The following is a 22,426-nucleotide window of genomic DNA, read 5'->3' as shown; positions in this document are numbered from 1 at the left end:
GGCCACCTTGAACATCCTCCACATCATTTCCGGTATTGGCGTCGGCGGTGCCGAGACGTTCCTGCTCCGCCTCGCGACGGTGCTGAAGCAACGCGGCGCAAGACAGACCGTGATCAGCCTCAATGGCGGCGGAGCCTTAGTCGCGGACTTCGAAGCCGCGGGCGTTCCAGTTGTGGATCTTAATCTTAACGCGCTGACGCGCGGATGGGGGCCATGCGACGGTTGAATACCATCGCGCGCGATGTCCGACCGGACATTATCCAAGGCTGGATGTATCACGGCAATTTGGCAGCGAGCCTGGCCCACACGCTGACCAGCCAGTCGGGGAAGTTGTTCTGGGGCATCCGATGCTCCGACATGGACCTGTCCGACTACTCGATGCAATTGCGCCTTATCGTCAAGCTCGGTGCCTGGACGTCAACAGGCCCCGATATCGTCATCGCAAATTCGCAAGCTGGTGCCGATGTCCATCGCGTCATGGGATATACGCCCCGACGCATGGAGGTGATCGCAAATGGCATCGACATTGAACGGTTTCGGCCCGATGAGATCACGCGCCAGCAGATCAGGCTCGAGCTCGGTATATCGCCTGAGCAAAAGGTTGCCATGCATGTTGCGCGCGTCGATCCGATGAAAGATCACGCCAGCTTGCTCACCGCGCTGTCCCGCGTCCCCGACATTGTCGGTGTCCTGATCGGCGCCGGCACAGAACAGCTCGATCTACCACCCTCCGTGAAAGCACTCGGCCGGCGTAGCGACGTTGCGCGCCTGCTCACTGCCGGAGATATCATCGTGTCCTCTTCCGCATTTGGCGAAGGATTTCCGAATGGGCTAGCCGAGGGCATGAGTTGCGGGCTCGTGCCAGTCGTAACAGATGTCGGCGATTCGCGCCTGATCGTGGGAGACACCGGCACAATCGTGCCGCGGAGCGATCCGGAAGCTCTTGCGAGCGCATTGAGCAGCCTGCTTGCGTGGCCTGAAACACGCTGGGACGAAGCACGTCAGTCCGCGCGGCGCCGGATCACTGAATTCTTTACGCTCGACACTGCGTCAAGCCGCTTTGCATCGATTTACGGCATGGCGCCATGATGCGCAGGACGATTTTCGTACATCGATTAGTGCACTGCTCAGGCTCCCACTTCTGATCAGCCATGTACTTGACCATCGATGACACACTGTTAGAAATACGCTGGATCCCGGTCTGACGGGGCCGGAATCCGGAGTTCTCGTTTTGAGCCAGACCGTCGATGCTATCCGTGAATTCATCCGCGCCCAGGGCAAGGTTGCCAAGGACGATGACCTGTTCAGCGACGAGGTCGACCTGTTCGACTACGGCTATCTCGATTCGTTCGGCATCGTTGGTTTGATCGAACAGATCAATGAAAGCTTCAAAGTCGATCTCTCTGACGTCGACTTTTACGAATCTGGCCAGCGCACGATAAAGGGAATAGCCGATCTGCTCGATAGCCGCCGAGCAGGAGCCTAAAGTCGTGCTTAGAAGTATCGAGATCTCGCGCAAAGCTGACGGTGCAGATCTGCGGCAATGTCTCTACGCCGCGGCATTTCTTGTGCCCGGAGTCATAGATGTTAGCTATCGTGACGGAATCTGGGAATTCGCACTTGAATCATCTATCGATGAAAGCCTGCTGACATCCAGACTCGATGCACTGATTACGCGCTATTCTGCACCTGCCTCCGAGCCCAAGAAGGTCTTTGAACTTGCCCCCGTCGACGGGCAGCAATTTCCGGGCCTGCCGTCAGAACTCGCAGGTGTGACGCGGATTTCGCAAGGTCTGGATATTTATTCCGGTCTGTTGTCGCGGCTGGTGCGTTTCCTCGATGACGCGATCCTCCGCCGCTTTGCGCCGTCATTCAAACCAATCGAAGAGACCTACCCCAACGTCATTCCAATCGAGAGCCTCTGGCGCGCCAATCATCTTTCCGGATTTCCGGAACATCTTCACCTCGTGAGCCATCTTGAATCGGATGTCGAAAGTCTCGATGCTTTCGCAACGCGCGCACGGCAGTTCAAGGTTGAGGCGATTTCGCACGACGACTCGCCGCAAGCCGCGTCGTTACTGGCTCACAATCCGTCCACCTGCTATCATTGCTATGCGCTTCGTGCCGGTCGTGACATCGGCCCGGACCAGGCTATTACCGCAATTACGCGCTGTCATCGCTATGAGGCGATCAACCACCGACAGCCTGGGCGCCTGCTCGAATTCAGCATGCGTGAGATCATCTTTCTCGGCACTCCTGATTATGTCCGCGCGACGCGGGTTCGCTCACTCGAACTGGTCGAGCAGATGGTTAGCGATTGGTCGCTCTACGGCACGCTGGTGACCGCAAACGACCCGTTCTTCTCGTCGGACTTTTCGAACAAGGCCGGCCAACAACATCGGCTGGCAATGAAATACGAGTACAAAGCAGACTTACCACCACATCAGTCCATTTCAGTGCTGTCCTCAAACTTGCATGGTCCAACCTTCTCGAAGGCTTTCGGAATCACGCAGGGACGCCATCCGATCAATACGGGATGTATCGGTTTCGGCCTGGAGCGGATCGCGCTTGCGCTAATCGCCCAACATGGCGACGACGTCACGACGTGGCCCGCGGCCTTGAATGCCGAGTATATGCGCTGGCATGCCGCCGACCCGCTGAGCACCTGACATGTTACGTCCTGCCATGCCTGACGATGCTCCCGTGCTCTCTGCATGGTTGAGCGATCCAACGATCAATCGTTATCTCACATCGAATCTGCGCGGGATCGGCCTGTCGGCGCAGTTGGTGAAGATCGCACTTCGTCGCACCGACCAGTGCTGGTACGTTTTTACGGCACATGACGCTCCTATTGGCTTGGTCGCGCTCGACAGCATCGACAATGTCGATGGTGTTGCGAACCTTTGGTTCCTGCTTGGCGATCATCGGTTCGCGCGCAGCGGCGTCACCTCGGCTGCGATCCGGCAGTTTTGCGCAACCAATCCGCCAGAACTTGCGGTCGCAATGGCCTGGGCTGCCGCCCCCAATATTGGGTCACATTCCTGTCTGCGCCGGGCCGGCTTCGCCGAGATCGGCCGCATCGAAAATGCGGTCAGCCTGCCTGAAGGACGTTTCGCGCGCTATCTCTATGCGCGTGACATGGGCGCATCGACCTAACTGATGGATCCTCAGCTCCACGTCGCTGCGACGCTTCTTTTGGCAGTGCTCTATCCGCTGCTTCCGCTGAATGGCCGGCGGACATTGCTGCTGGTTGCGAGCTACGGCTTTTACGGAGCAATCAGCCTTGGATTTGTCCCCTATCTTCTTGTGGTGTCGCTGGTCTCGTTTTTTGGGGGAATCTTTATCGAGAAGCGGCGTGACCCAACATGGCCGATAGCAACCACGATTGCCGTGCTGTTGGCGCCCTTGATCTTCTTCAAATACTGGGAAGCCTGGTTCGGTGACATCATTCTTCCCGGGATTACGGTGTCGAGTCTGAGTTTCGGCGGTCAAGGTAGCGTTCTTATCCCCGTCGGATTGTCGTTCTACACTTTTCAGGCCATCGGTTATGTGATCGACGTGCGACGCGGTGCAGACGCCGATCGCAATGTTGTGCGCTTTCTGACCTTCAAAGCATTTTTCCCGCAGCTGCTGGCAGGGCCTATCGAGCGCTACCGCTCGCTTTGCCCCCAATTGTGGTCAGCTCCCGTGCCGCCTCCCTCTAGCGTCGGCCCGGCCGTGCTGCTGATGCTTTGGGGGCTGGCGCTGAAGGTGATCATCGGCGATCGCCTTGGTGTCTCTGTGGATGAGGCATATATCGTTGCTCAGCCCGGGTGGCGCGATGCGGTTATGGTGACTGCGGGTTTCACGCTGCAGGTCTTCGCTGATTTCGCGGGCTACTCCCTGATCGCCGTTGGCTCGGCGAAGTTGTTCGGTGTCGATCTCATCTACAACTTTAAGCAGCCCTTCTTCTCACATAACCTGATCGAATTCTGGCAACGCTGGCATATTTCGCTGACACGATGGATCGGTGATTATCTTTATCGACCAATTGGTCGTACCCTATGGCGATGGACCAAAGGAAAGCGTTTTCAGAGCGAGTTTCTCACCGCAATCATCGTTTGGATTGTGATGGGTCTCTGGCACGGGCCGACGCTGCAGTTCGTCATATTCGGACTATCGCAAGCTCTCGCGATGCAAGCCATCAAGCTGCTTGGACCTGACCGGCCCGCCAAGTTACCGTGGTGGCGTCTCGCGCTCGGGGGACTTGCGACATTTGCATTCGTATCAATCACCTTCGGGTTAATCCGAACGCCCGACCTCTCCCGATATGCAACCATGATGGGCGCACTGGTCACAGGTCAAGCTGGACACGCACCGATCATCGAAGGCGCTATCGCACTCGTCGCACTGTGCATCATGATGGCTGTCGAAGCGACGCAGCGATTCCGTCCGGTAACAGAAGTATCCCGCTCTCCTGTTCTTGTGTATTCGGCGATTTTCCTGCTGTTCCTGCTGGTGGTCTTCTTCGGTTATGATCAGTCCCGTGCCTTCGTTTATTTCCGCTATTAAAACTCAGTGGAGAACCGCGGCCACCGTTGCCAGCCTGCTGGCAGCATTGTTCCTGCTCGACCGTATTTCGGGCGCGGCCTTGACCTTCGCCTACAACAAATCCAGCGCATCTCCGTTGGTGGCATTACGCGCGAGCGGCGCAGCTACGGCGGTCGTCGGAACCTCGACGGCACGTTACGCCATCGTTCCCACGGCGTGGCCATCAAACCTCGTGAACTTCGCGCAAGACGGGCAGACCTTTTTCTATTCGATCGCGATGGCACGCATCTTGTCGAGCGAACCCAATGTCCGGCGCATCATTCTTGGACTAGATCCCTACGACCTCAACTCCGGACTGTCCAATCCTTCGGCCTCTCGAGTCTGGCGCATTGCTCCCACGATCAATGCCTATCCCGACCTCGCACCACTGCTTGCAGATACCCGCCCCGGCGGCTCCTCTGTGCTGACCTTCCTGGCCACATGGCCCTATCGTGGCGCAATCACGCAGATTATCCGCGGCTTCGGAAAATCTTTAGTTCCTCAATATGCGCAGCTTGCTGCCGGCTCTGTCGTTGAACCCTCAACGCAAGGTGAGTTCGCGCCACTAGCTTTCAGTGCGTCTCTTGATCCCTATATCGATGTCCTGTCGAACGTGGCACGTCGACCGGATCTTCAAATTATTCTCGTCGTCACGCCTGCCTACAAGGATGATCGCGCCGCACATCCAGCGCAAGCTCAGCTGATTTCCGAATTAATCCGAAGGTTAAAGGGCGCCCCCGTCTGTAATTTGACAGGTATCGATACGCCGGCGCTCGACGCAGTGCGATCGAATAGTGCGAATTTTCATGACAATGTGCACCTTACCGAGGGCGGCGGCCGTACATATACCGAAGAGCTGAATCGGCTTATCGGACAACATTGCTCCTGAACATGCCCTGCCAGTTCGTCATTGCTAGCAATTCCACTTCCATAGCCTTCCACAGGACCACCTCGTAATGTGCGGTCTCGCCGGACTTGTTGATCTTCGCGGCCTTGATCCTGACTCCACCCATGGTCGTCTGCGATCCGCTCTCAGCCGCCTTGCCCCGCGTGGTCCTGACGCAGACGGCAAATGGACGGATCAACACTGCGCTTTCGCACATACCCGGCTGGCGGTGATCGACCTCACGCCTGGTGGAGCGCAGCCGATGCGTCGCGATGAGCTGGTAATCATCTTCAACGGTGAGATCTTCAACTTCCACGACGTCAGAACTGAGCTGATTTCGAAAGGACACCGGTTCACGTCAGAATCCGATACCGAGGTTTTGCTAGCGGGCTGGAAAGAATGGGGGCCTGCGCTTCTTCCCCGGCTGATCGGCATGTTTTCCTTTGCCATCTGGAATTGCCAGACCCGAACTTTGTTCGCTGCTCGTGACAGATTTGGCGAGAAGCCACTGCTATATGCCTGCGACGGGGCACGTCTCGCGATCGGCTCAGACTTGATTGCGTGCGAGGCCATGTTGGGCGCGCAGCGCGAGATCGACCCCGATGCCCTGCGAGCGCTCTTTGAATTGCGCTTTATCCCTGAGCCTCTCAGCATTGCGCGGGGCATTGCGAAATTGCCTGCCGGTCATTTTCTGCGGTTTGACACCAACGGCATAGAAGTCTCGCGCTGGTACGACGCCTCCTTGCACATACCCCAAACCCCCAATGACTTGCCCGGGCAGGAACTGGGATTGCGACAGCGCTTTGATGCGGCTGTCAGGGACCGGTTGATCTCCGATGTCCCCGTCGGCGTTTTTCTTTCTGGTGGCATCGATTCCGCACTTGTCGCCGCGTCAGTGGCGTCAGCAGGCATTGCGCCAAAAACGTTCACAGTGGGCTTTGAAGGTGCTTCCAGCTATTTCGAAGAACGCCCGCTCGCTGCAGCGGTCGCGCGCCATCTTAAAGCCGACCATACAGAGATCGAGGTGCCGCAGTGGCGCGCATCTCAAGTACTCGATCGCGTATTTCTCGCGCTTGACGAACCATTTGCAGACTCGTCTGCCGTCCCAACATTCATCGTTTCGGAAGAAACGAGAAAGTCGGTCACCGTCGTTCTGACCGGTGATGGCGCTGACGAGGTATTCGGAGGCTATCGACGCTACTGGGGTGAGCTCTATGCAAAGCGTTGGCAAATGCTACCGCGCGTGCTCCGCGACGTAATATCAACCGGATTGCAGGCATTTCCAGATAACAAGAATAATCGTTTTCTTGAAATGATGCGCCGCGTCCGCCGCCTAGCCGATACGTCATACGCAGACCCCGTCACCCGGCAAGCAGCTTGGATGCAAGAGTTCGGAAGCAGAGATCTCGATGAATTGCTCGGTGCCCGATCGGCATCCGCCTATGACGTTGAGAAACAGGTTTCACTCGCTCGTGCAAATCTCAGATCCAGCGACCCGATCAACAGCATGTTAGCCGCCGATGTGGCTATTGGCCTTCCCTCGGATATGCTGGTGAAAGTCGATCGCATGTCCATGGCAAATGCGCTTGAGACGCGCGCTCCGTTCCTTGATCAGCGCGTAGTTGAGTGGGCGTTTGCCATAGATGGCAGATCGAAACTGGACTTTGCGGGTATGCGCCCGGTCGGTAAACGCATTCTCCGAACCGCGTTCCGCGATCGCTTGCCTGCCGAGGTGTTTAATCGGCCGAAGCGCGGATTTGAGATGCCTGTACGCGCTCTACTGAATGGTGCAGCGCGTGAACGGCTCGACGCCGTATGTGATCCGAAGAAAATTCGCGATCAAGGTCTGTTTAATGCCGAGGTTGTCGGCAAATGGCAAAAAGATCTGTCCTCCGGTCACGGCGATCCGTCGGCAAAGCTCTGGACGCTACTTGCTTTTCAGGAATGGGCGCGACTTCACGGGCGGCCCGAGCGGCTTCCAAATTGATTGCTTCGATTCGTCTAGCGGCTCGAATGTCGGTATCGATTGCCTTGGCCGGCCGGATGCGGCACTAGTACCTTATGGATAGTCAGTCCGACACTCCCAGATTGCTTTACGTCGTCAACGAAGATTTTGCCTTCCTCTCTCATCGGCTACCGATGGCACGCGCGGCGCGAGACGCCGGCTTTAATGTGCATGTCGCGACACGGGTCGGAGCGAAGGCAGATGCTATTCGCGCCGAGGGATTTGAGCTTCATTCCATCCCGTTTCACCGAGGCAGCCGATCACCTTTCGCAGCCTTGGCGGTTATGCTTGCGATCCGGAAAATCGAGAACAATATTCAGCCAGCGATTATTCATCATGTCGGCCTGCAGTCCTGCGTTCTCGGCGGATTGGCGGCGCTTGGCGCGCGCGCACCGCAAGTTAACGCCCTGACAGGGCTTGGCTATGCGTTCACAGGCGAGGCGTCACGCGCACGCTTCCTGCGTAGCCTGATGTCGGTGCTTCTGAGGTTTCTATTAAATCGTCGGCATACGGTTGTTCTGGTCCAAAATCCTGACGATCAGTCAGCGCTTGAGCGCATCGGTGTGCGGAACAACCAGATCGCTCTTATCAGCGGCTCCGGTGTCGATACCGATATGCTTCGCTCTATGCCAGAACCCGACGGCGCCATCACTGTTGGTTTCGCCGGACGGCTGTTGACCGACAAAGGCATTCGGGCTCTCGTTGCCGCGCATAGGCTGCTGCGCAGCGGGGGTCTCGATGTCGAGCTTCTCATCGCGGGCGAACCAGACCCTGCCAATCCAGCCTCTGTTTCGTTTGACGAAGCGAAAGCCTGGACAAATGAGCCAGGCATCAGCTGGCTTGGTCGCATCGACGATATAGCGACATTGTGGCAGTGCTCTCACATCGCCGCACTGCCCTCACACCGCGAAGGATTGCCGAAGAGTTTGCTGGAAGCGGCGGCATGTGGACGCCCGATGGTCGCAACCGATGTTCCTGGTTGTCGGGAGATCACAATTCACGAGCGCACCGGGTTTCTCGTACCGGTAGAAGATCCACCTGCGTTAGCCCAAGCAATCCGCAGATTAGCCGAATCCCAGGAACTACGTCACAGCTTTGGCAAGGCTGCTCGGGACATGGTCGTAGCCCGTATGTCGGCCGTTGCTATCGGGCAGCAAACTGTCGATCTGTACCGGAAGCTACTTTCGCGGCAGAAGCAGGGAATCGAAGTCTACTGATGGCAAACACGGCATTGCCGCAAAACCGCTCGTTACTCCAATGGTCTTGAGCGATGAACTAGTCCTCATTGACCTGTTAAACGTATGCCGTTTCTTACGTAACGATTTCAACCGTTACGTCCTCCGCCAGTGACCCAGCTTGTTGGAAGTAGCGCATGCCCCTCCCCCCCGCCTCCTCCGCCCTTTCCCGCTTCACCGTGCTCGATCTCACCCGCATCCGTTCTGGCCCGACCTGCGTGCGGCAGTTGGCGGATTGGGGGCCAATGTCATCAAGATCGATGCTTTGAGTGACGATGCCGGGGCGGAACAGCCGGGCGGGCCGCGGCAGGGGTCTGATTTCCAGAACCTGCATCGCAACAAGCGCGCGATGACGCTGAATCTCAAGGAACCCAGCGGCCTCGCGGCGTTCAAGCGGATGGTCGCAAAGGCCGATGTGGTCGTCGAGAACTTTCGCCCGGACGTCAAGGCCCGGCTCGGGATCGATTATGACAGCCTGAACGCCATCAATCCCGGCATCGTCTATGGCAGCATTTCCGGCTTCGGCCAGGATGGCCCCTATCACAAGCGGCCCGGCTTCGATCAGATCGCTCAGGGCATGGGCGGCCTGATGTCGATCACCGGCGCGCCGGGCGAAGGTCCGATGCGGGTCGGCATTCCCGTGGCTGATCTCACGGCCGGCCTGTTCTGCGCCATGGGTATCCTCACGGCGCTGCTGGAACGCGATGTCTCCGGCAAGGGCCAGTGGGTGCAGACCTCGCTGCTGCAGGCCCAGGTCTTCATGCTGGATTTCCAGGCCTCGCGCTGGCTGATGGAAGGCCAGGTTCCGCAACAGGCGGGCAACAACCACCCGACCAGCATCCCGACCGGCGTGTTCAAGACCTCCGATGGATACATCAATATCGCCACCACCGGCGGCAAGATCTGGGAACGTTGCGCCCAGGCGATCGGCGCACCGGACCTGATCACCCATGACGACTATGCCACCGGCCCCAGCCGATCGAAGAACCGCGATGCCTTGAATGCCGAGATCGAACGGCGCACGGCGCAAAACACGACCGAATATTGGGTTGAGACGCTAAATGCCGCCGGCGTGCCCTGCGGGCCAATCTACAGCGTCGATCAGATGTTCGATGATGCGCAGGTCAAGCATCTCGGCCTGGCGCAGGAGGTGCCGAACGATCAGAACCGCAAGATCACGCTGGTCGGCCAGCCCTTCACGCTCTCACGAACGCCCAGCACCATGGCCGCGCGGCCACCGGAGTTTGGCGAGCAGACCGATGAAGTGCTGGCCGAATTCGGGTTCAGCGCAGACGAGATCGCGACGCTTCGTCAGAACAAGGCGGTCTGAAACGGCAACCATTTCGAAGCGAAGCCTGCATGTATTGCAGGCTTTGCTCGTCACGCCGATCGGACGCCTGCAACATTACTGCGCGGCGCCGAACCTGTAGTTCAAGCTGAGCCGCAACATGTTCTCCGTCACATGCGAGCTGTAGCTGACAGCGAGTGGTCCACCGCTCAGGGCCGTGACCGGCGTGGCAATCGTGCCCGAGACCGTTCCGAGATCGACATAGAGATAATCGAGCGCGGCGCTCCAGTTATTGCCCAGCTCGGCTTCGATCCCCGCCCCGGCCGTCCAGCCGATCCTGGTTTGGCGATGGCTGAAGCTCGCCGTCGCCGGCGTAAAATCAGCGCCATCGGCTCCAGCGTTGTCGGAGATGTTGACGCCGTCGATGCGGCCGGATGTCGAGATCCCGCCATAGGCCAGACCGCCCGTCCCATAGACAAGCACATGCGGCACGACGGTCGTGCCCAGGCGACCACGCACGGTGCCGAACCAGTCGATCTTCTGCGTCATGCGCAGCGTGACCGGCAGAGCGGGATCGTCAATGACGTCACCACGATGGCCGCGGGTGCAGGCGCCGTCAACGGTGAGGCCTGTCGAGCCAAGGCAGAGCGCGGCAAAATTGCCGCTCTGGCGGGCGCCCTGGATATCCGCCTGCAGGCCGATCACCCAATTCTGACGCTGCCAGTTATAACCGACCTGCCCCCCGCCATTGATGCCATCCAGATCGAAATGGCCCGAGCTTGCACTGAGCGATGTCGCGCCATCGATGAAGTTTATATCTGTCGATGAACGTCCCCAGCCATAGCCGATATTGACGCCGGCATAGAAGCCGCTCCAGTCGATGCGGGGATCGCTCATGCGCGGAGTCTTGATGAATGGTTGCGACGCCGGCACAGCCATATCGGCGGCAACAGCGCCCTGCGCGGCCAGCACAGCCGTAACAGCGGCAATCCATAGAATTCGTCTCATCGATTTTCCCCAAGGCTGAACCGTCGGCTTGCTGCCGCCTAATTCCGTCGGGATCGGCAGCGCATGACCAAAGCTAGTTCGGTGGGGGTGGCTTCGGCGTCATCCGATCGGCTGTCATTCGAACGGATGAGGGCAGATCAAGAAGCAGCGGATTGCATCTGTCGGGCGAAACAAACGCAGTGCGGCTTGCACGCCAACGCGCTCATGCAATCGCCGAGGGCGAGCGAGCGCAGCAGAGCTTGCCAATAGTGGTTTTGCTGGCCGACGGATGTCCTGTCCGACAGGACATCCGTCAATGAGACCCGGCGCCTATCCCGCGCGTGCGGGCTTCAATACGCGGCCAAGGCTGCTGAACAGGCGATCGATCACCGGCCAGAACAGCAGCGTGATCGCCAGCGTGGTGATGGTGCCGACAAGTCCGTTGGACCAGAATACGCCGACGCTGCCGCCGGAGCCGATCATGGCAAGGCGGAACGCATCCTCGGCGCGGCTGCCGAGCACGAGTGCCAGCGTGAAAGGCGCCAGCGGAATGCCGATCTTCTTGAAGACATAGCCGACCACGCCGAAGCCCAGCATCAGCCAGATGTCGAACATGGCATTCTGGATCGCATAGGCACCGATGGCGCAGGAGACGACGATCATCGGCGCCACCGCTGCGAAGGGCACGCGGAGGATCGAGGCGAAGATCGGCACGGTGGACAGTACGAGAATAAGCCCCACCACGTTGCCGAGATACATGGAGGCGATCAGGCCCCAGACGAAATCCTTGTGTTCGACGAACAGCAGCGGGCCGGGATTGAGGCCCCACACCATCAGGCCGCCGAGCAGGATCGCTGCCGTGCCAGAGCCTGGAATGCCAAGCGCCAGCATCGGCAGCAGCGCTGCGGTGCCCGAGGCATGCGCCGCGGTTTCCGGCGCGAACACGCCTTCGATGCGGCCCTTGCCAAAACTCTCGGAGTCCTTCGAGAAGCGCTTGGCGAGATTGTAGCCCATAAAGGACGCCGCGATGGCGCCGCCCGGTGTGATGCCGAGCCAGCAGCCGATCACCGACGAACGCAGCAGCGTCGCCCAATAGCGCGGCAGGTCCATCCACACATTCAGCACCGTCCGTATGCTGATCTTGGCGGCATGGCCGCGCAGCGCCAGCCGCTCTTCCATGGTCAGCAGGATCTCGCTGATGCCGAACAGGCCGATGACGGCGACGAGGAAGTTGATGCCGCGCAGCAGTTCCGGCGAGTCGAAGGTCATGCGCAGATTGCCCGACACCGTATCCATACCGATACCTGCGATCAGCAAGCCCAGCGCCATCGAGATGACGGTCTTGTGCTTGGCCTCGCGGCCGAGCCCGACAAAGGAGCAGAAGGTCAGCAGATACACGGCAAAGAATTCAGGCGGGCCGAATTTCAGCGCGAAGGACGAGATCATCGGCGCCAGGAAGGTGATCAGCATCACCGCGACCAGCGAACCGATGAAGGACGACGTGAATGCCGCCGTCAGTGCTTCTGCGGCCCTGCCCTGCTGCGCCATGGGATAGCCGTCGAAGGTCGTCGCCACCGACCACGCTTCTCCGGGGATGTTGAACAGGATCGAGGTGATGGCGCCGCCGAACAGCGCGCCCCAATAGATGCAGGACAGCATCACGATGGCCGACGTCGGATCCATCGAGAATGTCAGCGGCAGCAGAATGGCGACGCCATTGGGCCCGCCGAGGCCGGGCAGCACGCCGACAAACACGCCGAGCACGAGCCCGACCATCATCAGCGCGAGGATCTTCCACGTCATCAGAACGGAGAAGCCGTGCAGCAAGAGTTCAAAAGCTTCCATGTCGGCCTCCTATCGCCCCAGCGCTCGTTCGAGCGGCCCCTTGGGCATGATCACGTCGAAGGCGACATCGAAGGTCACGAACATGATGGCGGTGAAAACGATGGCGGTGAGCAGCGACTTCCACCAGGCGATCTTGCCGATGAAGCGCATGAAGCCGGCAATCAGCGCCAGGCTGGCGACATAGATGCCGAGAAACTGCGTGGCGAGGCAGAACAGTGCGGTCGGCACGAAGACGAGCAACACCCGGCGCAATTGCGCCCGCGTCACAAAGGTCTCGGCTTTCGCGCCCTTCGCGAACACGGCTGAAATCAGGCCATACAGGCTGGCGCCACCGAGAATGACCGACAGATAGAACGGGAAATAACCGGGCTGCGGGCCGGTCGAATCCCATTCGATGCCGGTCTTCCAATTATCATGTGCGAGCACGGCGGCCAGAACCAGCAACAGCAATGCAACGGCAATCTCGATAGTGCGACGGCTGACGACGGACGGCGATTCATCGTCGGGCGCGGTGGGGTCTTCGACGACAATTTCAAGATCGGTATTGGACATGAGCGAGCTTCTAGGGACTGAGGAAGCGGTGCGCGAACAATGCACCCAAGAAACATGTCATCACCCGCGAAAGCGGGTGATCCAGTAGACGCCAATGCCTGTGCGATCCAACAGCGCCAGTGTCTACTGGATGCCCCGCCTTCGCGGGGCATGACAGTGAGAGACTTACTTCGCGACGAAGCCTGCTTCGGTCATCAGCGACTTGTTGAGTGCATCGTCTTCTTCGAGGAACTTGATCATGTCATCGCCCTTCAGGAACACCGGCTTCAACGCCTGCTTCTCCATGTATTCCTTGTATTCGGGCGTCTTGGTCACCTTCTCGAACAGATCGACATAGAAGGCCTGCTGCTCCTTGGTCACCTTGCCGGGCAGGAACAGCGCGCGCAGCATCAGATACTGCACGTCGAGCCCCTCTTCCTTACAAGTCGGGATGTCGTTCCACGACTGCGTGTCGGTGACCTTGGCCTTGTAGGTGATGCGTTCCTTGTCGAACACGCACAGCGCACGTACCTGGCCGGCGCGCCAGACTTCGAGATTTTCGGATGGATTGTTGACATTGGCTTCGGTGTGCTCGCCGACCAGCTGGGTCGCCGCTTCACCGCCGGACTTGTAGGGCAGATAGGAGAATTTGGCGCCGGTCTTCTTTTCCATGAACACCGTGAGTACGTGGTCTTCACGCTTCGAGCCGGTGCCGCCCATCTTGAACGGCGACGACGCGGCCTTCGCTGCCTCGACGAATTCCTTCACCGTCTTCGGGCCCTTGGCATTGTCCCAGAGCACGAACTGGTCCATCGCCACCACCGACACTGGCGTCAGGTCGCGCCAGTTGAACGGGATTTTCGCCGATAGCGGCAGCATGTAGATCAGCGAATAGGCGATCAGCACCTTGCTCGGATCACCTTCGCCGGACTTCATATAGATCAGCGCTTCGCCGCCGGAGGCTGCGCCCTTCAGCGAGACCACCACCGGCGTCTTGGTCAGATTGTTCTTCTGGATCGCGGCCTGCATCATCCGCGCCATCTGGTCCGACGCGCCGCCCGCACCGGCCGCGACAACGATTTCGATGGGTTTGGTGGGCTCCCACGCCCGTGCCGGCGTAAGAGCGGAGGTTGCAGCCATCGCGACCGCAAGCGCAGCTGTGGCGCAGATCGACTTCACGCCGATAGATCTGGACATTGTTTCTTCCCTGTGGCCCCAGCGGACGTTGAGGAGTGTCCGCCACTTTTGGTTGGTTCTATTGTGAGGGGTATTTTAGATCACATCAAGCGCGCCTGATGCATGGTCGGGGAGACTTTGGTCAGGGGTCGCCTGTCATGCGACGCAAAAAGGGGCCGCCCTGCGGACGGCCCCTTGCCTGTTATTTGCGCGGGTTACTTGCCTTGCCAGTTTGGCTTGCGCTTGTTCAGGAAGGCATCCATGCCCTCGCGGAAATCCGCGCTCATATAGGCCTTGAGCACGAGGTCCTGGCCCTCATCACGGGTGAGCGTCTTGCGCAGGCGACGCACGGCTTCCTTGGTCACTTCGAGCGTGAGCGGCGCATGGCTCGCCACCAGTTGCGCGAGTTCAAGCGCGCGGCGCTGCAGCGTCTCCACATCGGGGACGATCTCATTGATGAGCCCGAGCGCCAGTGCCTCGTCGGCCTCGATCAGGCGTGCGGTGAAGATCATGTCCTTGGTCCGCGCGGGCCCCACCAGCGACATCACGCGGCTAATATTCGACATCGACAGGCAATTGCCGAGCGTGCGCGCGATCGGGAACCCCATGCGCGTCGCCGCCGTGCCGATGCGCAGGTCGCAGCAGGCGGCAATGCCGGCACCGCCGCCGGTGCAGGCGCCCGCAATGGCCGCGATGGTCGGCACCCGGCAGGTCTCCAGCGCGGTCAGCACGCGGTCGATCCGCGCCTCGTAATCAAGCGCATCCTGCGCCGTCTTGAATTCGCGGAACTGGGAGATATCAGTGCCCGAGGCGAAGGCCTTGTCGCCGGTGCCCGTGAGGATGATCGCCTTGATGGAGCGATCGTCATTGGCGGCCTGGCAGATCTCCGCCATGCGCTCATACATGGAGAACAGCATCGCGTTGCGCGCCTGCGGGCGGTTGAAGGTGATCCTGGCGATGCCGTCCTCGACGGAATACAGCAGGTTGTCGCTGGCGGGCTCGGTCATCACGGATCTTTCTTGAACGGCGGTCTGGTTCCGCCAAATGGAAAAGGCTGGAGCGATTATGCTCCAGCCTCATTGCGATTGTTAGGCCGCCACAGCAAAGGCGGCATGCAGCCTCAGGCCACTGCGGCCTTCTGCATCGGCACCACGCTCTTGCCGGTCAGCACATCCATCGCCGCCATCACGCCACCAGCGCGATGCGGGACCTTGGCGACGGCGAGGCCCATTTCCACGCCGGCCAGCGTGCCCATCAGCATCAGGTCGTTGAAGTGACCGATATGGCCAATGCGGAAGATCTTGCCCTTCCACTTGTTGAGACCGGTGCCGAGCGACATGTCGAAATTCTCGAGCACGAGCTTGCGGAACGCATCCGCGTCATGGCCTTCGGGCATCAGCACGGCGGTCAGCGCGGGCGAATGATCCTGCGCCTCGACTGGCACGGTCTCGAGACCCCAGGCCTTCACGGCCGCGCGGGCGGCAGCGCCATGGCGCTTGTGGCGGGCGAACACGTTGTCGAGCCCCTCCTCCTCCAGCATCGCCACCGCTTCCTTCAGCGCATAGAGCAGATTGGTGGCGGGCGTGTAGGGCCAGGAGCCGAGCTTGTTGGCCGCGATGATCTCCTGCCAGTCCCAGTAGGAACGGAAGGACTGATTGGCCTTGGAGGCCTCCAGGGCCTTTTCCGAGACGGCATTGAAGCCGAGGCCCGGCGGCAGCATCAGGCCCTTCTGCGAGCCCGCCACGGACACGTCGATGCCCCAGGCATCGTGTTCGTATTCCAGCGAGCCGAGGCCCGAGACGGTATCGACCATCAGCAAAGCGGGATGGCTGACGCGGTCGAGGATCTTGCGCACATCCAGCGGATAGGTGACGCAACCCGTCGACGTCTCGTTATGGACGATCATCACCGCCTTGATGGCATGGGCTTTGTCGGCCGCGAGGCGCTTTTCGATTTCGGCGAGATCGGCGCCATGGCGCCAGTCACCCGGCACAAAATCGATATCGAGCTTGAAGCGCTCGGCCAGGTTCCGCCACAGCGTGGCGAACTGGCCGGTCTCGGCCATCAGCACCTTGTCGCCCGGCGACAGCGTGTTGACGATCGCCGCTTCCCAGGCGCCCGTCCCCGACGACGGATAAATCATCACCGGCTGCTTGGTGCGGAACACGCGCTGCATCGCGGCCAGCACATGCATGCCGAGCTCGGCGAATTCCGGACCGCGATGGTCCAGCGTCGGCATGTCCATGGCCCGCAGCACCCGGTCGGGCACATTGGTGGGGCCTGGTATCTGCAGAAAATGCCTTCCGGTATGTACGGTCATGTGACGTTCTCCCCGAGATTTTCCTGATTCAATGCCCGCGAATTCACCTGTGAAGGACGTTGTCCCGGGGATTGGTATACATTATGCCAGACACTTCTTCGAGTCGATATTTGCATCCGGCGGCTGGCTTTCGATCATGCACCGCACAAACGCCCAAGCGGCCTCTGGCGCGACCACATGATCTTTCGATTGCCGGATTGGCGGCGTGTTGCCAAGGATTTCTTGCCGAGGATTTTTTGCCAAGGATTTTTTGCCAAGGGAATTCTTACAAAGGGATTCCTTGCCAAGGCCGGACCTCGATGCAAAGACAAACTTTCGTAACATGAGACTCACGACAAGAGACTTTAGCGAATGGCGACCAAGCGTGCCGTGACGATCCGTAGTTCGGCAGCTGACAGCGCATTGGCCGCCCGGCTCGCAGGCGCCGTCACCGGCGACGTCTTTTTCGACGCGTTTAATCGCGGCCGCTACGCGACCGATGCATCCTTCTACCAGATCATGCCGTTCGGCGTGGTCGTCCCCCGCACCATCGACGAGGCGCTTGATGCCATGGCGATCTGCCGCGACGACGGCCGTGTGGTCACCCCGCGCGGCGGCGGCACGTCGCAATGCGGGCAGACGGTCAATGAAGGCATCGTCATCGACCTGTCGAAGCACCTTAACAAACTGATTTCGGTCGACGTCGAGAACCGCACTTGTATCGTAGAACCCGGGATCGTGCTCGATGACCTCAACCAGCAATTGAAGAAGCACGGGCTGTGGTTTCCCGTCGATGTCTCCACCGCCTCGCGCGCCACCATCGGCGGCATGGCCGGCAATAATAGCTGCGGTGGCCGGTCGCTGCGCTACGGCACCATGCGCGACAACACGATTGCCATGGACGCCGCACTGGTCGATGGCACACAGCTCCATTTCGGCGAGATCGATCCCAGCGACGATGCGCCTGCTCTTTTCCGTGAGATGCTGGCGCTTGGCGAGCGCGAGGCGCAGGAGATCGCTGCGCGCTTTCCGCAGGTGCAGCGCCGGGTCGGCGGCTATAATCTCGATGCGCTGGTGCCGCGCAATACGCCGAACAATCTTGCGCATCTGCTGGTCGGCTCCGAAGGCACCCTCGCCTTCACCACGCAGGTCGAACTGAAGCTGTGGCCGCTGATCGGCAACAAGGCGCTCGGCGTCTGCCATTTCGGCAGCTTCTACGAGGCGATGGATGCGACCCAGCATCTCGTCAAGCTGAAGCCGATTGCGGTCGAACTCGTCGATCGCACTATGATTTCGCTCGGCCGCGACATCGCCATGTTCCAGACGATCATTAAGAGCGCCGTGCGCGGCGATCCCGATGCGCTGCTAATTGTGGAGTTTGCGGAGGAAGACCACGCTGCCAATGCCGCCAAGCTGAAAGAGCTTGGCGAACTGATGGGCGACCTCGGCTTCGGCTGGGACAATCCGCAGCGTAAGTGGGGCGGCGTGGTCGAGGTCACCGACCCCGCATTACAGTCCGGCATCGCCGAATTCCGCGCGGCCGGCCTCAATGTCATGATGTCCATGAAGCAGGACGGCAAGCCGGTCTCCTTCATCGAGGATTGCGCGGTTCCGCTGCCGCATCTCGCCGACTACACTGAGCGTCTGCTCGGCGTATTCGCCAAGCACGGCACCTCCGGCACCATGTATGCGCATGCGTCCGAAGGCTGCCTGCATGTGCGCCCGGTGCTGAACCTGAAGCTCGACAAGGACGTCAAGGCGATGCGCGCCATCGCCGAAGAAGCCTTCGACATGGTGCGCGAATACAAGGGTTCGCATTCCGGCGAACACGGCGACGGCCTCGTCCGCTCGGAATTCCACGCCGAGATGTTCGGCGAACGCATCATCGACGACTTCACCGAGGTGAAGAAGCGCTTCGATCCCAAGGGCATCCTCAATCCCGGCAAGATCGTCGATCCGCCGAAGATGGATGATCGCTCGCTGTTCCGTTACGCCCCGGACTATCGCGTCGGCGACCTCCAGACCGCGCTCGACTGGTCCGCATGGCTCGGCGCAGGCGGTGGGCTGCAGGGCGCCATCGAGATGTGCAACAACAACGGCACGTGCCGGAAGCTCGAAGGCGGCGTGATGTGCCCGTCCTATCGCGCCACCCGCAACGAGAAGGATGTCACGCGCGGTCGCGCCAACACCTTGCGGCTGGCGATCTCTGGCCAGCTCGGACCGGACGCACTGACCTCCGACGCCATGGCCGACACCATGAAACTGTGCGTGTCCTGCAAGGCGTGTCGCCATGAATGTCCGACCGGCGTCGATATGGCGAAGATGAAGATCGAAGTATTGGCCGCGCGGGCGGCAAAGCACGGCCTGACGCTGCGCGACCGCCTCGTCGGCTACCTGCCACGCTACGCGCCGTTCGCCGCGAAGCTCGCGCCGCTGATGAATTTGCGCAACGACCATCCTGTCCTGCGCAATATCGTCGAACGCCTCACCGGCATCAGCGCCAAGCGCAGCCTGCCCGCCTGGCGCAGCGATATGTTCCATCCCGATGCCGAAGTCGTCGGTCCTGCGGATGGCCACGAGGTCGTGCTGTTCGCCGACACCTTCAACCGCATCTATGAGCGCGAAAATCTCGACGATGCGCTGCGCGTCCTGACGGCGGGCGGTTATCGCGTGCATATGCCGAAAGCGGTCGATCGAAGCCCGCGCGCGCTCTGCTGTGGCCGCACGTTCCTGTCCGCAGGACTTGTCGATCAGGCACGCGCCGAGCTCGATCGTCTCGTTGCCACCTATGAACCCTTTGCCGCGCGCGGTGTACCGATCGTCGGGCTGGAGCCGAGCTGCCTGCTGACGCTGCGCGACGAATTGCTGTCGCTGCGCTCGGACGACACCGCAAAGAGCGTCAGTGCCCACGCCATGCTGTTCGAGGAGTTTCTGGTGCGTGAGGCCGAGGCCGGCCGGCTGCAGCTTCCGCTCAAGCCGATCGCACCCAAGGCGATGGTGCATGGCCACTGCCATCAGAAATCATTCGGCGCGTTCAAGCCGGTGGAAAAAGCGCTGCGCCTGATTCCCGACCTCAAGGTCGAGACCATCGAATCCAGCTGCTGCGGCATGGCCGGCGCATTCGGCTACGGCGCCGAGACCTATGATGTTTCGATCCAGATGGCCGAAGCCTCGTTGCTACCCGCCGTGCGCAAGGCCGATCCGGACACGCTCATTGTCGCCGATGGCACGTCGTGCCGCCACCAGATTGCCGATGGCACGCCGCGTGAGGCACTGCATGTCGCCCGCGTGCTGGCGATGAGCCTCGACAATGCCACATCGACCACGCAGTCTTCTGCATCACACTGAGGAAACATCATATGGCCGACCTGACGCTCGACACCGCCCGAAAGATTCTCGACGCCGCGCTCGCCAAGGTGATCGAGATGAAGCTGAAGCCGATGGCCATCACCGTGCTCGACGCACGCGGCTGCGTGAAGGCCTCGATCGCGCAGGATGGTACCAGCCTGATGCGCGGCGAAGTTGCGCATGGCAAAGCCTATGGTGCACTTGCCATGGGCCTCGGCTCGCGTGCACTGTTCAAGCGCGCTGAAGAGCAGCCCTTCTTCATCGACGCCGTCAACACAATGGCCCGCGGCGCATTGATCCCTGTGCCTGGTGGTGTGTTGATCCACGATGCATCCGGCAGCCTGCTTGGCGCCATCGGCATTTCCGGCGACACGTCGGACAATGACGAAATCTGCTGCGTCGCCGGCATCGAGGCCGCCGGTCTCAAGGCCTCGACCGGTTAGAACTTGCTTTACCCAATACGGGTGTAGGATGGGCGCGTCGCGCGATCCATCCTGCACCCGAGACTGTTGAGCGGCTCTCCCATGACCGACGATCCGTCACTCCAGAGCCTGATCGATCGTATCGGCGCTACGCATGTGCAGAAGCGGCTGGAGATCGAAACCCATCGCGACCATCAGCTGTTCGGCCAGGGGCGCCTGTTCTTCAATCTGGAAAACTGGCTCACCGCGCCACCGATCGTGCGCATGGCGCTGAAGCTCACCGGTCTTTATAGCCGTGCGCGCCGCGAGGCCGATCGTGTATCGGTCCGCGAGAACACCGTCGTCTCCGATCGCCTGCCTGCGTCCTTCGATGGTTTCACGATCCTGCATATCAGCGATCTACACGTGGACATCAGCGAGGAAGCTTTGCGCCACCTCGTCTCATTCGTCGGCGATCTCAGCTACGACATCTGCGTGCTCACTGGCGACTATCGCGGCAACACCTATGGACCTTATCAACGCGCCGTGGATGGTGTCGGCGAGTTGCGCGCCAAGTTACGCGATCCCGTCTACGGCATCCTCGGCAATCACGACAGCATCCGCATGACTCCGGCGCTGGAAGCCATGGGCATCCGCATGCTGTTCAACGAGGTCGAAACCATCACCCGTGGCGGTGACAGCATCTATCTCGCCGGTGTCGACGATCCGCATTTCTACCTCGCCGATGACATCCCGATGGTCGCGTCGCAGATACCGCGCGACGCCTTTTCGATCCTGCTGTCGCATACGCCGGAGACTTACGCCGAGGCGGCCGAGCATGGCTTCGATTTCATGCTGAGCGGCCACACCCATGGCGGCCAACTCTGTCTGCCCGGTGGCTATGCCATCAAGCTGGAAGCCGTGCTGCCGCGTCATATGGGCAAAGGCGCGTGGCAGCACGAGAAGCTCGCGGGCTATACATCGGTCGGCGTCGGAACGAGCCTGCTGCCCGTTCGCCTCAACTGTCCGCCGGAAGTGACGTTGCACCGATTGACGCGCGCGTGACCGGCGCTATTTGCCCGGCCACACCGGCTTGCGCTTCTCGCCGAAAGCCTTGAGGCCTTCCTTGGCGTCTTCCGTCATCGCCAGGATCGCGATCTGGCTTTCCAGATAGGCGATGCTCTCATCGAACGACATCGCCGCAATCGCACGCATGGCATATTTGCCGCGGCGGATCGCGGTCGGCGACTTGTCAGTGATGCGCCCGATCAGCCATTCCACCTTGGCATCGAGATCGGCCGCCGGCACGACGTGGTTTAGCAAGCCGGCATCCAGGGCCGTCCGTGCATCGAACGGCTCGCCCGTGATGCACCACTCATTGACCAGACGGCGCGGCGCAATCGTCTGCAGCAGCGCCAACACCTGCATCGGGAACACCCCGACCTTGACCTCGGGCAAACCGAAGATCGCGCTGTCCGCCGCCACCGCCATGTCCGTCATGCACAGCAAACCCATGCCACCGGCCATGCACACGCCATTGATGCGGGCGATGGCGGGCTTGGTCGCGTTCTGCGAGAGCCGCATCAGATCAGCGAGATCGCCATTGGGCTTCGAGAAATCCTGCGCAAAGGCGGATCCGGAATTGGCGAGATCGGCACCCGCGCAAAACGCTTTCTCGCCTGCCCCGGTCAAGACGATGGCGCGCACGTCCTTATCGTCATGGGCCCGGCGATAACCATCGGCGATGCCGGCGATGACGTCGGCATTCATGGCATTGCGCTTCGAAGGCCGGTTGATGGTGATCCAGAATGCCGCGCCTTTCTTTTCCAGAATCACGCTGTCATTGGCCATCGGAT

19 protein-coding genes and 1 pseudogene are annotated in these 22,426 nt (G+C 60.3%); 13 read left to right on the top strand and 7 right to left on the bottom strand.

Translation table 11 applies throughout. The features are described from left to right. Positions 1 to 7: 7 nt before the first annotated feature. From RPMA_RS09855 to RPMA_RS09810, 10 genes and pseudogenes are all read left to right on the top strand, one after another. On the top strand, positions 8 to 226 hold the full coding sequence (locus tag RPMA_RS09855; protein ID WP_211912641.1) for a hypothetical protein: 219 nt from the start codon (positions 8 to 10) through the stop codon (positions 224 to 226). Further along, on the top strand, positions 223 to 1,089 hold the full coding sequence (locus tag RPMA_RS09850; RefSeq protein WP_211912640.1) for a glycosyltransferase: 867 nt from the start codon (positions 223 to 225) through the stop codon (positions 1,087 to 1,089). The genes RPMA_RS09855 and RPMA_RS09850 overlap by 4 nt, the downstream gene beginning before the upstream one ends. 142 nt (positions 1,090 to 1,231) lie before the next feature. Next, positions 1,232 to 1,486 carry an acyl carrier protein gene (locus tag RPMA_RS09845; RefSeq protein WP_211912639.1) on the top strand — a complete coding sequence of 85 codons (255 nt, stop codon included), beginning with the start codon at positions 1,232 to 1,234 and terminating at the stop codon, positions 1,484 to 1,486. A 4-nt stretch (positions 1,487 to 1,490) separates the two neighbouring features. Continuing rightward, positions 1,491 to 2,669, top strand: a complete 1,179-nt coding sequence (locus RPMA_RS09840) for a class-II aminoacyl-tRNA synthetase family protein (RefSeq protein WP_211912638.1) — start codon at positions 1,491 to 1,493, stop codon at positions 2,667 to 2,669. Between the two features lies 1 nt (position 2,670). Further along, positions 2,671 to 3,156: a GNAT family N-acetyltransferase gene (locus RPMA_RS09835; protein WP_211912637.1), complete on the top strand. Its 486-nt coding sequence runs from the start codon at positions 2,671 to 2,673 to the stop codon at positions 3,154 to 3,156. Between the two features lie 3 nt (positions 3,157 to 3,159). After that, positions 3,160 to 4,551 (top strand): MBOAT family O-acyltransferase, encoded by a 1,392-nt coding sequence (locus RPMA_RS09830; protein WP_211912636.1) that lies wholly within the window; start codon positions 3,160 to 3,162, stop codon positions 4,549 to 4,551. Beyond that, on the top strand, positions 4,526 to 5,458 hold the full coding sequence (locus tag RPMA_RS09825; RefSeq protein WP_211912635.1) for a hypothetical protein: 933 nt from the start codon (positions 4,526 to 4,528) through the stop codon (positions 5,456 to 5,458). Before RPMA_RS09830 ends, RPMA_RS09825 begins: the two co-directional genes overlap by 26 nt. Positions 5,459 to 5,525: 67 nt before the next feature. Next, entirely contained in the window at positions 5,526 to 7,442 is a 1,917-nt protein-coding gene (gene asnB, locus RPMA_RS09820) for an asparagine synthase (glutamine-hydrolyzing) (protein ID WP_211912634.1), read from the top strand. A 152-nt stretch (positions 7,443 to 7,594) separates the two neighbouring features. After that, positions 7,595 to 8,677: a glycosyltransferase family 4 protein gene (locus RPMA_RS09815; protein WP_408056543.1), complete on the top strand. Its 1,083-nt coding sequence runs from the start codon at positions 7,595 to 7,597 to the stop codon at positions 8,675 to 8,677. A 155-nt stretch (positions 8,678 to 8,832) separates the two neighbouring features. Then, positions 8,833 to 10,025: pseudogene (locus RPMA_RS09810) on the top strand (CaiB/BaiF CoA transferase family protein). A gap of 75 nt (positions 10,026 to 10,100) precedes the next feature. On the opposite strand, the gene RPMA_RS09805 reads toward RPMA_RS09810, so the two are convergent. The 6 genes from RPMA_RS09805 to RPMA_RS09780 all read right to left on the bottom strand — a co-directional run bounded on the left by RPMA_RS09805 (position 10,101) and on the right by RPMA_RS09780 (position 16,842). Then, entirely contained in the window at positions 10,101 to 10,991 is an 891-nt protein-coding gene (locus RPMA_RS09805) for an outer membrane protein (RefSeq protein WP_211912632.1), read from the bottom strand. 309 nt (positions 10,992 to 11,300) lie between these two features. Next, positions 11,301 to 12,815 carry a tripartite tricarboxylate transporter permease gene (locus RPMA_RS09800; RefSeq protein WP_211912631.1) on the bottom strand — a complete coding sequence of 505 codons (1,515 nt, stop codon included), beginning with the start codon at positions 12,813 to 12,815 and terminating at the stop codon, positions 11,301 to 11,303. A gap of 9 nt (positions 12,816 to 12,824) precedes the next feature. Next, positions 12,825 to 13,367, bottom strand: coding sequence for a tripartite tricarboxylate transporter TctB family protein (locus RPMA_RS09795; RefSeq protein WP_211912630.1), 543 nt, complete (start codon positions 13,365 to 13,367; stop codon positions 12,825 to 12,827). A 165-nt stretch (positions 13,368 to 13,532) separates the two neighbouring features. Further along, positions 13,533 to 14,486: a Bug family tripartite tricarboxylate transporter substrate binding protein gene (locus RPMA_RS09790; protein WP_249225710.1), complete on the bottom strand. Its 954-nt coding sequence runs from the start codon at positions 14,484 to 14,486 to the stop codon at positions 13,533 to 13,535. Positions 14,487 to 14,737: 251 nt separating this feature from the next. Beyond that, the gene (locus RPMA_RS09785; protein WP_211912628.1) at positions 14,738 to 15,529 is read right to left on the bottom strand and encodes an enoyl-CoA hydratase/isomerase family protein; all 792 of its coding nucleotides are present in this window, start codon (positions 15,527 to 15,529) and stop codon (positions 14,738 to 14,740) included. Between the two features lie 113 nt (positions 15,530 to 15,642). Then, positions 15,643 to 16,842 (bottom strand): pyridoxal-phosphate-dependent aminotransferase family protein, encoded by a 1,200-nt coding sequence (locus RPMA_RS09780; RefSeq protein ID WP_211912627.1) that lies wholly within the window; start codon positions 16,840 to 16,842, stop codon positions 15,643 to 15,645. 351 nt (positions 16,843 to 17,193) lie between these two features. Between RPMA_RS09780 and RPMA_RS09775 the strand changes: the two genes are divergently transcribed. From RPMA_RS09775 to RPMA_RS09765, 3 genes are all read left to right on the top strand, one after another. Further along, positions 17,194 to 20,169 carry an FAD-binding and (Fe-S)-binding domain-containing protein gene (locus RPMA_RS09775; RefSeq protein ID WP_211912626.1) on the top strand — a complete coding sequence of 992 codons (2,976 nt, stop codon included), beginning with the start codon at positions 17,194 to 17,196 and terminating at the stop codon, positions 20,167 to 20,169. A gap of 11 nt (positions 20,170 to 20,180) precedes the next feature. Next, on the top strand, positions 20,181 to 20,612 hold the full coding sequence (locus RPMA_RS09770; protein WP_211912625.1) for a GlcG/HbpS family heme-binding protein: 432 nt from the start codon (positions 20,181 to 20,183) through the stop codon (positions 20,610 to 20,612). A gap of 81 nt (positions 20,613 to 20,693) precedes the next feature. Next, positions 20,694 to 21,635, top strand: a complete 942-nt coding sequence (locus RPMA_RS09765) for a metallophosphoesterase (protein WP_211912624.1) — start codon at positions 20,694 to 20,696, stop codon at positions 21,633 to 21,635. 6 nt (positions 21,636 to 21,641) lie between these two features. Here RPMA_RS09765 and RPMA_RS09760 read toward each other — a convergent pair whose 3' ends face one another. Further along, positions 21,642 to 22,421, bottom strand: coding sequence for an enoyl-CoA hydratase/isomerase family protein (locus tag RPMA_RS09760; protein ID WP_211912623.1), 780 nt, complete (start codon positions 22,419 to 22,421; stop codon positions 21,642 to 21,644). Positions 22,422 to 22,426 lie beyond the last annotated feature (5 nt).

The organism is Tardiphaga alba (assembly GCF_018279705.1).
Taxonomy (GTDB): Bacteria; Pseudomonadota; Alphaproteobacteria; order Rhizobiales; family Xanthobacteraceae; genus Tardiphaga; species Tardiphaga alba.
This window is presented reverse-complemented; position numbering and strand designations above follow the sequence as displayed.

Bases quoted from the DNA above. Each gene is read 5' to 3' on its own strand.
- RPMA_RS09805 (WP_211912632.1), bottom strand. From the start codon at position 10,991: ATGAGACGAATTCTATGGATTGCCGCTGTTACGGCTGTGCTGGCCGCG.
- RPMA_RS09775 (WP_211912626.1), top strand. From the start codon at position 17,194: ATGGCGACCAAGCGTGCCGTGACGATCCGTAGTTCGGCAGCTGACAGC.
- RPMA_RS09770 (WP_211912625.1), top strand. From the start codon at position 20,181: ATGGCCGACCTGACGCTCGACACCGCCCGAAAGATTCTCGACGCCGCG.
- RPMA_RS09795 (WP_211912630.1), bottom strand. From the start codon at position 13,367: ATGTCCAATACCGATCTTGAAATTGTCGTCGAAGACCCCACCGCGCCC.
- RPMA_RS09760 (WP_211912623.1), bottom strand. From the start codon at position 22,421: ATGGCCAATGACAGCGTGATTCTGGAAAAGAAAGGCGCGGCATTCTGG.
- RPMA_RS09830 (WP_211912636.1), top strand. From the start codon at position 3,160: ATGGATCCTCAGCTCCACGTCGCTGCGACGCTTCTTTTGGCAGTGCTC.
- RPMA_RS09835 (WP_211912637.1), top strand. From the start codon at position 2,671: ATGTTACGTCCTGCCATGCCTGACGATGCTCCCGTGCTCTCTGCATGG.
- RPMA_RS09765 (WP_211912624.1), top strand. From the start codon at position 20,694: ATGACCGACGATCCGTCACTCCAGAGCCTGATCGATCGTATCGGCGCT.
- RPMA_RS09785 (WP_211912628.1), bottom strand. From the start codon at position 15,529: ATGACCGAGCCCGCCAGCGACAACCTGCTGTATTCCGTCGAGGACGGC.
- asnB (WP_211912634.1), top strand. From the start codon at position 5,526: ATGTGCGGTCTCGCCGGACTTGTTGATCTTCGCGGCCTTGATCCTGAC.
- RPMA_RS09790 (WP_249225710.1), bottom strand. From the start codon at position 14,486: ATGGCTGCAACCTCCGCTCTTACGCCGGCACGGGCGTGGGAGCCCACC.
- RPMA_RS09800 (WP_211912631.1), bottom strand. From the start codon at position 12,815: ATGGAAGCTTTTGAACTCTTGCTGCACGGCTTCTCCGTTCTGATGACG.
- RPMA_RS09815 (WP_408056543.1), top strand. From the start codon at position 7,595: ATGGCACGCGCGGCGCGAGACGCCGGCTTTAATGTGCATGTCGCGACA.
- RPMA_RS09780 (WP_211912627.1), bottom strand. From the start codon at position 16,842: ATGACCGTACATACCGGAAGGCATTTTCTGCAGATACCAGGCCCCACC.